The organism is Polaromonas sp. YR568 (assembly GCF_900116715.1).
Lineage (GTDB): Bacteria > Pseudomonadota > Gammaproteobacteria > Burkholderiales > Burkholderiaceae_C > Polaromonas.
The window spans coordinates 136,756-149,859 of record NZ_FPBM01000009.1 but is presented as its reverse complement, the minus strand read 5'-3'; the positions used below and the strand labels follow the sequence as shown (position 1 = coordinate 149,859).

14 protein-coding genes are annotated in these 13,104 nt (G+C 62.5%); 6 read left to right on the top strand and 8 right to left on the bottom strand.

Translation table 11 applies throughout. The annotated features are described in order from the left end of the window. Window positions 1-26: 26 nt before the first annotated feature. The 6 genes from BM408_RS18090 to BM408_RS18065 all read right to left on the bottom strand — a co-directional run bounded on the left by BM408_RS18090 (window position 27) and on the right by BM408_RS18065 (window position 4,710). A complete protein-coding gene (locus BM408_RS18090) occupies window positions 27-335 on the bottom strand; it encodes an FAD assembly factor SdhE (RefSeq protein ID WP_092131586.1) in 309 nt (102 codons plus the stop codon). A gap of 20 nt (window positions 336-355) precedes the next feature. Next, window positions 356-1,060: a succinate dehydrogenase iron-sulfur subunit gene (locus BM408_RS18085; RefSeq protein ID WP_092131584.1), complete on the bottom strand. Its 705-nt coding sequence runs from the start codon at window positions 1,058-1,060 to the stop codon at window positions 356-358. A gap of 54 nt (window positions 1,061-1,114) precedes the next feature. Further along, entirely contained in the window at window positions 1,115-2,908 is a 1,794-nt protein-coding gene (sdhA, locus tag BM408_RS18080; RefSeq protein ID WP_092131582.1) for a succinate dehydrogenase flavoprotein subunit, read from the bottom strand. A gap of 53 nt (window positions 2,909-2,961) precedes the next feature. Further along, window positions 2,962-3,327 carry a succinate dehydrogenase, hydrophobic membrane anchor protein gene (gene sdhD, locus BM408_RS18075; protein WP_092131581.1) on the bottom strand — a complete coding sequence of 122 codons (366 nt, stop codon included), beginning with the start codon at window positions 3,325-3,327 and terminating at the stop codon, window positions 2,962-2,964. An 18-nt stretch (window positions 3,328-3,345) separates the two neighbouring features. Beyond that, complete coding sequence (gene sdhC, locus BM408_RS18070; RefSeq protein ID WP_092131579.1) at window positions 3,346-3,792, bottom strand: succinate dehydrogenase, cytochrome b556 subunit; 447 nt, start codon at window positions 3,790-3,792, stop codon at window positions 3,346-3,348. Between the two features lie 120 nt (window positions 3,793-3,912). Continuing rightward, on the bottom strand, window positions 3,913-4,710 hold the full coding sequence (locus BM408_RS18065) for a GntR family transcriptional regulator (RefSeq protein WP_254774867.1): 798 nt from the start codon (window positions 4,708-4,710) through the stop codon (window positions 3,913-3,915). Window positions 4,711-4,996: 286 nt separating this feature from the next. On the opposite strand from BM408_RS18065, the gene BM408_RS18060 reads away from it, so the two are divergent. From BM408_RS18060 to BM408_RS18035, 6 genes are all read left to right on the top strand, one after another. Continuing rightward, complete coding sequence (locus tag BM408_RS18060) at window positions 4,997-5,983, top strand: malate dehydrogenase (protein WP_092131577.1); 987 nt, start codon at window positions 4,997-4,999, stop codon at window positions 5,981-5,983. Window positions 5,984-6,043: 60 nt separating this feature from the next. Continuing rightward, entirely contained in the window at window positions 6,044-6,829 is a 786-nt protein-coding gene (gene tam / locus BM408_RS18055) for a trans-aconitate 2-methyltransferase (protein WP_092131575.1), read from the top strand. After that, window positions 6,826-7,839, top strand: coding sequence for an HpcH/HpaI aldolase/citrate lyase family protein (locus BM408_RS18050; RefSeq protein WP_092131574.1), 1,014 nt, complete (start codon window positions 6,826-6,828; stop codon window positions 7,837-7,839). Before tam ends, BM408_RS18050 begins: the two co-directional genes overlap by 4 nt. A gap of 123 nt (window positions 7,840-7,962) precedes the next feature. After that, window positions 7,963-8,592 (top strand): hypothetical protein, encoded by a 630-nt coding sequence (locus BM408_RS18045; protein ID WP_092131727.1) that lies wholly within the window; start codon window positions 7,963-7,965, stop codon window positions 8,590-8,592. Window positions 8,593-8,655: 63 nt separating this feature from the next. Further along, complete coding sequence (acnB, locus tag BM408_RS18040; protein ID WP_092131572.1) at window positions 8,656-11,271, top strand: bifunctional aconitate hydratase 2/2-methylisocitrate dehydratase; 2,616 nt, start codon at window positions 8,656-8,658, stop codon at window positions 11,269-11,271. Between the two features lie 55 nt (window positions 11,272-11,326). Next, window positions 11,327-11,839, top strand: a complete 513-nt coding sequence (locus BM408_RS18035) for a BON domain-containing protein (protein ID WP_092131571.1) — start codon at window positions 11,327-11,329, stop codon at window positions 11,837-11,839. A gap of 63 nt (window positions 11,840-11,902) precedes the next feature. On the opposite strand, the gene BM408_RS18030 is transcribed toward BM408_RS18035, so the two are convergent. Then, window positions 11,903-12,286: a hypothetical protein gene (locus BM408_RS18030; protein WP_092131569.1), complete on the bottom strand. Its 384-nt coding sequence runs from the start codon at window positions 12,284-12,286 to the stop codon at window positions 11,903-11,905. Between the two features lie 16 nt (window positions 12,287-12,302). Beyond that, window positions 12,303-12,806, bottom strand: coding sequence for a pyridoxamine 5'-phosphate oxidase family protein (locus BM408_RS18025; RefSeq protein ID WP_092131568.1), 504 nt, complete (start codon window positions 12,804-12,806; stop codon window positions 12,303-12,305). Window positions 12,807-13,104: the final 298 nt, after the last annotated feature.

Here is a 13,104-nt window from a genome sequence, read left to right as displayed (position 1 = left end):
AGTGTCAATGGGTGACGGGCGCGGAATCACGGAGCCGGCGCTGCGGGCTGCAGCAACTTTAAAACTTCATGGGCCTCAGAAGTAGAGGCACTTGCCTTGGCCGCTTCATCGGGTAGCTGACCGGCATCTTTTCTTTTTAACAGCAGGTCCAGCAAATCGTTGTCGGACAAATCCATTAAATCATTCAACCCTTTAGCCTGCCTGACGGTTAGCGTGGCTTCGTGGCCCCGGAAGAAGCGTTCTATCAGCAGGTCGTTCTCAAGCAGGCCGCGCCGGCAGCGCCACTTGAGCTTGCTCAAGGCACGCTCGTCGAGCAGGGCGTCGGCGGTTTCCATATCTGTCAGTCAGGGAAGGGTCAGACAGTGCGCAGAACCATCATTTCCTTGATCTTGCCGATGGCCTTGGTTGGGTTCAGTCCCTTGGGGCAAACATCGACGCAGTTCATGATGGTGTGGCAGCGGAACAGGCGGTACGGGTCTTCCAGGTTGTCCAGGCGCTCGCCGGTGGCTTCATCGCGGCTGTCGGCGATAAAGCGGTAAGCCTGCAGCAGGCCGGCCGGGCCGACGAACTTGTCGGGGTTCCACCAGAAGCTGGGGCAGGACGTCGAGCAGCTGGCGCACAGGATGCACTCGTAGAGGCCATTGAGCTCATCGCGCTCTTCGGGGCTCTGCAGGCGCTCTTTTTCGGGCGGCACGTTGTCGTTGATCAGGTAAGGCTTGATCGAGTTGTACTGCTTGAAGAACTGCGTCATGTCGACGATCAGGTCACGCACCACGGGCAGGCCGGGCAGCGGCTTGAGCACGATGACTTCAGGCAGTGTGCGCATGTTGGTCAGGCACGCCAGGCCGTTCTTGCCGTTGATGTTCATCGCGTCGGAGCCGCAAACACCTTCGCGGCACGAGCGGCGAAAGCTGATGGACGGATCCTGCGCCTTGAGCTTCATCAACGCATCCAGCAGCATGCGCTCGTGGCCGTCCAGCTCCACCTCGATGGTCTGCATGTAAGGCTTGGCGTCGGTGTCCGGGTCGTAGCGGTAGATCTTGAAGGTGCGTTTGGTCATGGGGTTCTCGCTTCTTGTGGGGTCGCAGGGCCGTCTGTGTTGTTCGTCTTCTGCTTAGAACGTGCGTGTCTTCAGCGGCACGGACTCGACGGTCAGGGGCTTCATCTGCACCGGCTTGTAGGCCAGCTTGCTGCCTTCGCTGTACCACAGCGTGTGCTTGTGCCATTCGGTGTCGTTGCGGCCGTTCGGGTGTTCGGGCGTATCGCCGTAGTCGTCGACCGAATGCGCGCCGCGGCTTTCCTTGCGGGCGGCAGCCGACACGATGGTGGCCTGCGCGGCTTCGATCAGGTTCTCCACTTCGAGCGCTTCAATGCGCGCGGTGTTGAAAATCTTCGACTTGTCTTTCAGGCCGATGCGGTTGACGCGGTCGCGCAGGGCGGCGATCTTGGTCACGCCTTCGTCCATGATGGCTTGCGTGCGGAACACACCGGCGTGCTGCTGCATGGCGGCGCGCAGGTCGTTGGCCACGTCTTGCGCGTATTCGCCGTCGGTCGCGTTGTCCAGGCGCGCGATGCGGGCCAGGGTCTTGTCGGCGGCGTCGGCCGGCAGCGGCTTGTGCGCGGTGGTCTTGGCGAACTCGACGATGTGGTTGCCGGCGGCCTTGCCGAACACCAGCAAGTCCAGCAGCGAGTTGGTGCCCAGGCGGTTGGCGCCGTGCACGCTGACGCAGGAGCATTCACCCACTGCATACAGGCCGTTGACGATCTGGCTGTGGTTGTTGGCGTCTTGCGTGACGACCTGGCCGTGGATGTTGGTCGGGATGCCGCCCATCTGGTAGTGGATGGTGGGCACCACGGGAATCGGTTCCTTGGTGATGTCGACGTTGGCGAAGTTGTGGCCGATCTCGAACACCGAGGGCAGGCGCTTCATGATGGCGTCCACGCCCAGGTGGGTCATGTCCAGCAGGATGTAGTCCTTGTTGGGGCCGCAGCCGCGGCCTTCCTTGATTTCCTGGTCCATGGAGCGCGAAACGAAGTCGCGCGGCGCCAGGTCTTTCAGCGTGGGCGCATAGCGCTCCATGAAACGCTCGCCGTTGCTGTTGCGCAAAATCGCGCCTTCGCCGCGGCAGCCTTCGGTCAGCAGCACGCCGGCGCCGGCCACGCCGGTCGGGTGGAACTGCCAGAACTCCATGTCTTCGAGTGGGATGCCGGCGCGCGCCGCCATGCCCAGGCCGTCGCCGGTGTTGATGAAAGCGTTGGTCGATGCGGCAAAAATGCGGCCCGCGCCGCCGGTGGCCAGCAGCGTGGTCTTTGCTTCAAAAATATGGACGTCGCCGGTTTCCATTTCGAGGGCGGTCACGCCCACGACATCACCGGCGGAGTCGCGGATCAAATCCAGCGCCATCCACTCGACGAAGAAGCTGGTTTTTTCCTTGACGTTTTGCTGGTACAGCGTGTGCAGCATGGCGTGGCCGGTGCGGTCGGCCGCGGCGCAGGCGCGCTGCACGGGCTTTTCGCCGTAGTTGGCGGTGTGACCGCCGAAGGGGCGCTGGTAAATCGTGCCGTCGGGGTTACGGTCAAACGGCATGCCCATGTGCTCGAGGTCGTACACGACCTTGGGCGCTTCGCGGCACATGTATTCAATCGCGTCCTGGTCGCCGAGCCAGTCGGAGCCCTTGACGGTGTCGTAGAAGTGGTAGTGCCAGTTGTCTTCGCTCATGTTGCCGAGCGAGGCGCCGATGCCGCCCTGGGCCGCGACGGTGTGCGAGCGGGTCGGGAACACCTTGGAGAGCACGGCCACATTGAGGCCGGCGCGCGCCAGCTGCAGCGATGCGCGCATGCCGGAGCCGCCGGCACCGACGATGACGACGTCAAATTTGCGCTTGGGGAGTTTGGATGTTGCTGTCATGATTTTTTGTGGGGTGTCGGTCTTCTTGTCGGGTCTGCAGGTTTAGCGGCGGCTCAGAAGCGCCACAGGACCTGGATGCCCCAGCCGGCACAGGCCACCAGCCAGACGATCGTGAAAACATTCAAAACGAGTTTGATGGAGGCCGGCTTGATGTAGTCCATCCAGATGTCGCGCATGCCGATCCACACGTGGTAGAGCAGGGCGACGATGACTACAAAAGTCAGCGTCTTCATCCATTGGGACGAGAAGATGCCGGACCATGTGTCGTAGCGGATGGGGCCTTTGCTGAAGACGACCTGGACCAGCAGCAGCACGGTGAAAAGGGCCATCAGGGCCGCCGTGATGCGCTGCGCGAGCCAGTCGCGCAAACCGTAGTGGGCACCGACAACGATGCGCTTGGAGCCGTAGTTAACTGCCATTTTTTGTGCTCCTTGTGATCAGTAGAGGCCAAACAGCTTGGCGCCGAGGACCAGCGTGAGGGCGACGCTCACAACCAGCGTGAAGAGGGCGGACGATTTGCCGAACTCCTTGCTGACGGCGGCGTGGCTCACGTCCATCCACAGGTGGCGCAGGCCGGCGATGAAGTGGTGCAGGTAAGCCCAGATCAGGGCCAGCGCGGCGAGCTTCCAGATGAAGCCGGGCAGGCCCAGCATGCCGATGTTGAAGGCGGCCTTGAATTTTTCGAAGGAAATCTCGGAAGAGATCGAGGTGTCCAGCATCCAGATGATGAAGGGCATCAGCAAAAACATGATGAAGCCGCTGATGCGATGGAGGATGGAGACGATGCCTGCCAGCGGGAGGCGATAGGAGGGGAGGTCGGTGAGGGCGTTGATGTTGCGGTACTCGGGCCGCTTGGGACGCTGTTTGGATGCCAGCTCTGTCATTTTTAGCTTTCGTGGGATGTAACTGGGTGGTAACCGGGGGAGCAATTACAGCTGAGACTCAAATTCTATTGCAATGCAGCAATAAGCTTACAAACGTTTGCAGCTTCCTGATGAATCCCGTCAACTAAGGTTATTTTTGTAGTGATGGGTGTCGGTGCGGTACAAACCCCGGCGCAGTTCCATGGGCAGGTCGTTGTAGGTATAGGCGGTGCGCTCCACACTTAGCAGCGGCTCGCCCACGGGCACATCCAGCAGGCCGGCCGAGGCGGCATCAGCCGCCACGGCGCGGATTTTTTCTTCGGCGCGCACCATGTGCACGGCAAATTCGGTTTCAAAGAGCGCATACATCGGGCCGCGGTAGCCGGCCAGGCGCTCTGCCGTCAGCCCTTTGAAAGGGCCGCCGGGCAGCCACACGTCTTCAAGAATGGTGGGCGTGCCCTGAAAGGCCAGCACGCGGCGAAGCTGCAGCACGGCGTCGCCGGTGCGCAGCGACAGCGCGCGGGCAATGTCGGCCGGTGCGCGCAGGCGCTTGCAGTCGATGATCTGCCGCTCGGCCGGGCCTTCGCTGCTGGTGTCGCCGCTGTCGGGAATCAGCCGCAAAAAGCGGTATTGCACGTGCTGCTCGGCATGCGTGGCAACAAACGTGCCTTTGCCCTGGCGGCGCATCACCAGGTTTTCGGCCGCCAGCTCGTCGATCGCCTTGCGCACCGTGCCCTGGCTGACGCGAAAGCGCGCGGCCAGGTCCATCTCGCTGGGAATCGATTCGCCCGGTTTCCACTCGCCGGCCTGCAGGCTTTGCAGGATCAGCACCTTGATCTGCTGGTACAGCGGGCTGAAGGCCGGCGCCACACCCGAACCCGCCGATGCATCGAGGGCTGGCGCTGCGGTGTCGGTCAATGAAGAGGAGTTGATGGCCATGGGACAGCAGGTTAAAACGGCGCCGCGGCACGCACGCGGCCTTGCCGGAAAACAAGTGCGGATAAAGTCCGAATCATATCTTATATAAGACATAAGACAAATTGACGTGCGTCACTTTTCAAGCGTAAAATCTTGGGCTGAGCCAGCGCATGACCTGCCGTTTTGCGGTGATTTGGAAGGGTAAAAACCCTTCTTGACCACCCCGGATATCCCAGGCCCACGCCAGACATCTCACATCACGCACTCATATATCAACCCATTTCCAACTTTCCTGGAGCCCTCCATCATGAGCAAAAAAACCGTCCGCGTTGCAGTTACCGGTGCAGCAGGCCAAATCGGTTACGCACTGCTGTTTCGCATTGCCTCCGGCGAGATGCTCGGCAAGGACCAGCCCGTCATTTTGCAACTGCTCGAAGTGCCTGTTGAAGGCCCGCAAAAGGCGCTCAAGGGCGTGATGATGGAACTCGACGACTGCGCATTCCCGCTGCTCGTCGGCATGGAAGCCCACAGCGACCCGATGACCGCCTTCAAGGACGCCGACTACGCGCTGCTGGTCGGTTCGCGCCCACGTGGCCCCGGCATGGAACGTGCCGAACTGCTGGCCGTCAACGGCGCCATCTTCACGGCGCAAGGCAAGGCGCTTAACGCCGTGGCCAGCCGCAACGTCAAGGTGCTGGTGGTCGGCAACCCCGCCAACACCAATGCCTATATCGCCATGAAGAGCGCCCCTGACCTGCCGCGCAAGAACTTCACCGCCATGCTGCGCCTGGACCACAACCGCGCCGCCAGCCAGATCGCCGCCAAGACCGGCAAGGCCGTGGCCGATATCGAAAAACTCACCGTCTGGGGCAACCATTCGCCCACGATGTACGCCGATTACCGTTTTGCCACCATCAAGGGCGAAAGCGTCGCCAAGATGATCAACGACCAGGAATGGAACGCCAATGTGTTCCTGCCTACCGTCGGCAAGCGCGGCGCCGCCATCATTGAAGCGCGCGGCCTGTCGTCCGCCGCATCGGCCGCCAACGCCGCTATCGACCACATGCGCGACTGGGCCCTGGGCACCAACGGCAAGTGGGTCACCATGGGTATTCCTTCCGACGGCCAGTACGGCATTCCGAAAGACATCATGTTCGGCTTCCCCGTGACCTGCGAAAACGGCGAATACAAACTGGTCGAAGGCCTCGAGATCGACGCTTTCAGCCAGGAACGCATCACCAAGACCCTGGACGAGCTCAAGGGCGAGCAGGACGGCGTCAAGCACCTCCTGTAATCCAGAGTACGACAGTACGAGGCCGCACAACACCTTGCCCGCACACCACCGACGCCCCTCATGAGCGACTGGAACCCCGCCCTCTACAGCCGCTATGAGGACGAGCGCACGCGCCCGGCCCAGGAGCTGCTGGCGCGGGTTCCGCTGGTGACGGCGGCCAGGGTGTTTGACTTGGGTTGCGGCCCCGGCAATTCCACCGAATTGCTGGCGCGCCGCTTTCCCGAGGCGGCGGTCACCGGCACCGACAACTCCGAAGCCATGCTGGTCAGTGCGCGCAAGCGCCTGCCGGTAGCGGCGTTCGAGCTCAGCGACATCGCCAGCTGGCAACCCGGCGCAGGTGATGCCGCGCCCCAGCTGATTTATGCCAACGCAGCCCTGCAATGGGTGCCCGACCACGCGGCGCTGATCCCGCGGCTTTTTGCCGCGCTGGCGCCCGGCGGCGTGCTGGCTGTGCAGATGCCGGACAACCGCGACGAGCCGACACACCGCTTGATGCGCGAGCTGGCCTCCGAGGCACCGTGGAAAGACGCCATCGGCGACTATTCCAGACTGCGCACCGAGCTGTTTTCCATAGACCGCTACTACGACTTGCTGGCCGATAAAGCCGCGCACGTCGATGTATGGCGCACGGCTTACCAGCACCCGATGGCTTCGGCCGCCGCGATTGTGGAGTGGGTGCGCGCAACCGGCCTCAAGCCTTTCGTCGACCGCCTGCCGCCCGAATTACAGGCGAGTTACCTCGCCGAATACGAGCGGCGCGTTGCCAGGGCTTACCCCGTGCGCACCGACGGCAAGTTGCTGCTGGCTTTTCCGCGCATGTTCATCGTCGCCCAACGCAAGTCATGAGCACCACCGCCGCTCATCCCGCGCAAGTGCTGCTGGGCGCCCAGGCCGGCGCCATGCTGCTGCCGGTCTGCGACCACTACAGCGGCGTCGAAGCGCGCATGCGCAAAAGCCTGCAGTTGCAGGCCGAGATGATTGAAGAGTTTGGTGCCTGCGTGTTTGACGTGACGCTGGATTGCGAGGATGGTGCACCGGTAGGCGGCGAGGCAGATCATGCCGCCATGGTCGTGGCGCTGGCGGCTTTGGCCCGCGACAAGGCCCGCGTCGCGGTGCGCGTGCATGCCGTTGACCACCCTTCGTTTGACGCCGACATGGCCGTGATCGCCGGCAAGCTGGCGCGCCACCTGACGCACATCATGGTGCCCAAGGTCGAGTCGGTGGCCGATGTCATTCGCGCTGAAAAGGCGCTGCTCGCCGCATCGGCCGGTGATTTGCCCCTGCATGTGCTGATCGAGTCGCCACTGGCCGTGCGCAATGCCTTTGAGATCGCCGCGCACCCGCGCGTGCAGTCGCTGAGTTTCGGGTTGATGGATTTTGTATCGGCGCACGCCGGCGCGATTCCCGCCGACGGCATGAGCAGCCGTGGCCAGTTCACCCACCCGCTGGTGGTGCGCGCCAAGCTTGAAATCGCGTCGGCCTGCCACGCTTACGGCAAGGTGCCATCGCATTGTGTTGTCACAGAGTTCAATGACACTGCGGCCATGACCGCCGCCGCACGCCATGCCGCCCGTGAACTGGGTTACACCCGTATGTGGAGCATCCACCCCAACCAGATCCGCCCCATCCTGGAAGCTTTTGCGCCCAGCGGGGAAGACATCGAGGACGCCACAAAAATCATTGCCGCTGCTGCAAACGCCGACTGGGCGCCTATCAGTTTTGAAGGCAAGCTCCACGACCGCGCAAGCTACCGTTACTTCTGGCAGGTGCTGGAGCGCGCGCACCAGACCGGCCGGGCGCTTCCGCCCGAGGCGCAAGGCTACTTTCAGACTGCACTTCAGCCCGCGCTTCACTGAGCCGCCAAAACCTTTCATCGAATTTTTACCGCACCACTGCACGAAAGCCCCATGAAAAACACCCTCACTTCTCTTGCTGCCGCCCTGGGCGCCGTCACATGGCTGGCCACCGCCAGCCTGGCCATGGCACAAACCACCGCCCCGGCCAAACCGGCAACTGCCGCCGCCAAGCCGGCAGCAGCCGCAGCCAAGCCTGCCGCCGCCAAGAAGCAACCCGTCATTAACCCGGGCAACCGCACCAACCTCAAGAGCGCCGCCAAGAACGTGGCCGCCGGTATTGAAGCCGCTGAAGCCGCGCTGTCGCCTGCCGAGCTGGCCATTGCCGAGCGTGTGCATGTGGGCAACCTGCCTTGTGAGTTGGGCGCTTCCGTCAACCTGACGGCCGACGCCAAGAACCCTGGCTACTTCGATATCCAGGGCAAGAATTTCAAATACCGCATGTTCCCGGTCGCTACCACCACCGGTGCGGTCCGCCTGGAAGACCAGAAGGCCGGCGCCGTCTGGCTGCAATTGGGCAACAAGTCCATGCTGATGAACCAGAAGTTGGGCATCCGCCTGGCCGACGAATGCGTGAGCCCCACGCAACATGCATTTGCCGAAGCAATGAAGCTGAACCCGCCCGCCAGCGTGCTGGACAAGCCCGCCGCAGCCGCAGCGGCGCCGGTCGCAGCGCAAGCGCCTGCCGCCGCACCCGCAGCCACCGAGCCGGCAACAGCGGCAGCGCCTGCACCGGCCGCATCCGCCGCGAAGTAATCACCCCAAAGAATCACCCCAAAGTTTTAAGCCCCACGATTTTTGAATACAGGAGAAAACAGCATGTCATCCGAGTTCTTGCAAACCTACCGCAACCACGTCGCTGAGCGCGCCGTCACGGGTATCCCGCCGCTGCCGCTGTCGGCCAAGCAAACCGGTGAAGTCATCGAATTGCTGAAGAACCCGCCCAAGGGCGAAGAAGCCTTCCTGGTCGAGCTCATCACCCACCGCGTTCCCGCCGGTGTGGATGACGCCGCCAAGGTCAAGGCCAGCTACCTGGCCGCCGTGGCCCACGGCACTGAAAAGTGCGCGCTGATCTCGCGCGAAAAAGCCACGCAGTTGCTGGGCACCATGCTGGGCGGCTACAACATCAGCCCCATGGTCGAGTTGCTCGACGACGCCGAAGACAGCGTCGCCACGCAGGCGGCTAACGGCCTGAAGCACACGCTGCTGATGTTCGACCAGTTCCACGACGTGCAGGAAAAAGCCGCCAAGGGCAACAAATACGCCAAGGCCGTGCTGCAAAGCTGGGCTGACGCCGAATGGTTCACCAGCCGCCCTGAAGTGCCCGAGTCCATCCAGCTCACCATCTTCAAGGTCGCCGGCGAAATCAACACCGACGACCTCTCGCCCGCGCCCGACGCCTGGAGCCGCCCCGACATCCCGCTGCACGCCATTGCGATGCACAAGAACGCACGCCCCGGCGTCACACCCGAAGAAGACGGCAAGCGCGGCCCGGTCAAGTTCATTGAAGAACTGAAAGCCAAGGGCAACCTCGTGGCCTATGTGGGCGACGTGGTCGGCACCGGCTCTTCGCGCAAATCGGCCACCAACTCCGTGCTGTGGTGGACGGGCCAGGACATTCCTTATGTGCCCAACAAGCGCTTTGGCGGTGTCTGCCTGGGCGGCAAGATCGCCCCGATCTTTTACAACACCATGGAAGACTCGGGCGCGCTGCCGATCGAACTCGACGTGAGCCAGATGGCCATGGGCGACGTGATCGAGCTGCGCCCCTACGACGGCAAGGCCCTCAAAGACGGCAAGGTCGTTGCCGAGTTCAAGCTGAAAAGCGATGTGCTGTTTGACGAAGTGCGCGCCGGCGGCCGCATTCCATTGATCGTCGGCCGCGGCCTTACCGCCAAGGCGCGCTTTGCGCTGGGCCTGCCGCTGTCCACCCAGTTCCGCCTGCCGGTCAGCCCGGCAGACAACGGCCGCGGCTTCACGCTGGCGCAAAAAATGGTCGGCCGTGCGGTTGGCCTGCCAGAAGGCCAGGGCGTGCGCCCCGGCACGTATTGCGAACCCAAGATGACCTCGGTCGGCTCGCAAGACACCACCGGCCCGATGACGCGCGACGAACTGAAAGACCTGGCCTGCCTGGGCTTCAGCTCCGACCTGGTCATGCAGTCCTTCTGCCACACCGCGGCTTATCCCAAGCCCGTCGACGTGAAGATGCACCACGAGCTGCCAGACTTCATCAGCACGCGCGGCGGCATTTCGCTGCGTCCGGGCGACGGCATCATCCACAGCTGGCTCAACCGCATGCTGCTGCCCGACACCGTCGGCACCGGCGGCGACAGCCACACCCGTTTCCCCATCGGCATCAGCTTCCCCGCAGGCTCCGGCCTGGTGGCTTTCGGCGCCGCCACCGGCGTGATGCCGCTGGACATGCCTGAATCCGTGCTGGTGCGCTTCAAGGGCGAAATGCAGCCCGGCATCACGCTGCGTGACCTGGTCAACGCGATCCCGCTCTACGCCATCAAGGCCGGCCTGTTGACCGTCGCCAAACAAGGCAAGAAGAACATCTTCTCGGGCCGCATCCTGGAGATCGAAGGCTTGCCAGACCTGAAGGTCGAGCAGGCGTTCGAACTCTCCGACGCGTCCGCAGAGCGTTCTGCCGGCGGCTGCACGGTGCACCTGAACAAGGAACCCATCATCGAGTACATCAACAGCAACATCACGATGCTGAAGTGGATGATCGCCACGGGTTACTCGGACGTGCGCACCATCAAGCGCCGCATCGCCGCCATGGAAGCCTGGCTGGCCGACCCCCAGTTGCTCAAGGGCGACGCGGATGCCGAATACGCCGCCGTCATCGAGATCGATCTGGCCGACATCCACGAGCCTATCGTGGCCTGCCCGAACGACCCTGACGACGTGAAGACGCTCAGCGAAGTCGCCGGCAGCAAGATCGATGAAGTCTTCATTGGCAGCTGCATGACCAATATCGGCCACTTCCGCGCAGCCTCCAAGCTGCTCGAAAACAAGCGCGACATTCCCGTCAAGCTGTGGATGGCGCCGCCCACCAAGATGGACGCCAAGCAACTGACCGAAGAAGGCCACTACGGCGTGCTCGGCTCGGCCGGCGCCCGCATGGAAATGCCGGGCTGCAGCCTGTGCATGGGCAACCAGGCGCAGGTGAAAGAGGGCGCCACGGTGTTCTCCACCTCCACCCGCAACTTCCCCAACCGCCTGGGCAAGAACTCCAACGTCTACCTCGGCTCCGCCGAACTGGCCGCGATCTGCTCCAAGCTGGGCCGCATCCCCACCAAGGCCGAATACATGGCCGACATGGGCGTGCTTACGGCTGCCAGCGGCACCGTCTACCAGTACCTCAACTTCGACAAGGTCAAGGACTACACCGATATGGCCGACACCGTGAAGGACGGCGTGGCCGCGTAAGTGGACACCCCGCCGGCGGCTTGACAGCCGCCGGGTGAAATGGAAGGATGAAGTGATGAAGAAACCGTCACTTCTTTCCTTCCTTTTTTTTGCGTTTTTTTTGGTCGCCGGTGCAGGCGCTCACGCTCAAGCCCAGGAAGCACGCACCAACGCCTTCAACGACCCCTTCCTCCAGGTCACATCGGCGATCAACCCGTGCCCTGTGCCTGAGGGGCCGCTTTACACCGAGCAGGAAGTGCGCGACGCGGCCCATGTGCGGGCGCAGCACGGCGGCAGTTGCTACCGCGTGGGGCGTTGCCGCCTGGCCAACTCCTACTGGTACGACCAGGAGATCATCCCGCGTGTGTCGCAGTACATCAAGCTCGACGGACGTTTCGACGACACCAGTGTGTGGGTGCAGGGCGAGCGGCGCCTGGTCTTTCTCAAAGGCTGCGTGAAGACGCGCGAACAATCCGAGGCGCTTGAAAAAGCCGTCTGGCTGGTCGACGATGTGATGGGTGTGGTGAACTACCTGCGTGTGGGCGATGAGCCTTTGCGTTATGTCCCGGCGCAACCGGCCTCCAAATAAACCGCCGCCAGCACAACAAAAAAGCCCTGCTGTTTTCAGCAGGGCTTTTTTATGTGCAGCGCTCTACAGGTCCGACGGCAATGGGTCCATCACCCGTAGTTCCGACCCATCCACAAACTTCAAATACCAGAACTCCGGCGACAGCGGCAGGTTGGGGCGTATGTGGCTGATGTTGGCGGGCAGCACATAGACCGTGCTGGCGCCGTCGTCGGGTGGGGGCGCGAGGTAGTGGCGTTTGACGGCGACCAGCCCGCCTATGGACGAGACCACTGTGCCTATCGATTCGGTGACGGCATTTACCGTGGTGCCCTGGCCCAGCATATGGATGGTGGTCTGGCCGACCAGGTCGGGGCGCGAGGCTTCTACGTAGAGTACGGCCGTGGTGTTGATGCGCAGGTCGTCGGGGGCGGCCGGTTCGGTGGATTTGTTGAAGGAGATAAAGGGCATGATGGTCTGTGCCCGCTCAGGACAAATGCAGTTCTTTGTGCTCGCCCAGCCTGGGCGGCGTTTCTCCGGTCAGCGCGGCCTTCGCCATCTTGGCCAGCTGCACCATCTTGCTTTCCTTCACATCCCAGTATTCGGCATGGTGAATGTGCACTTCCAGCAGGGCGAGGTCCGGGTCGTTCACGCCGGCCGGAAACCAGGCGCGCGCCAACTGCGTCCAGAGTTCCTCTTTTTTCGCCTGGTCATCCGAAATCACTGCCTGGCCGGACAGCGACACATAGCTGTCATCACCCGGGTCCGAGTACGACACATTGACATTGCCGTCTTGCTGCAGGCGCTGGGCCAGCTCACTGGCGCGCGAGATGAAGAAGTACAGCTGCGCGCCTTCGTCAATAGACTGGTTCTGGGTCGTCAGCGGGTGCGCGTGCAGCATGCCGTTGGCATGGCGGTGCGTCAGCATGCCGAACTTGATGTCCTTGATCAAGGCCCAAAGGGTGTCGTGGTCTGATTTTGCTGCGCTCATGAAAACTCCGTGTGTTGGTGAATCTATTGCCAAGTCAATCCTTTGAGGCTAAGCACCAGACAGCACGCTGCGAATCAGCGGGCGGCCCAGCCCGCTGTCAGCAAGTGCCGACAGCGCCGGCAAGCCCTGGCGGCAGGCCGCATCCTGTGTAAACCCTGACTTGGCAGGGGAACCAAACGGCATAAGCGGTTACCATACAGATGCAAGTAATTCGCATTTGTAATGACGGCTTGCTTACAGGCGCCCCGCAGGCTTTAAGGCCTTCGCCGCGCCCGGTCCGGTTCGGGCGAACCTGGCC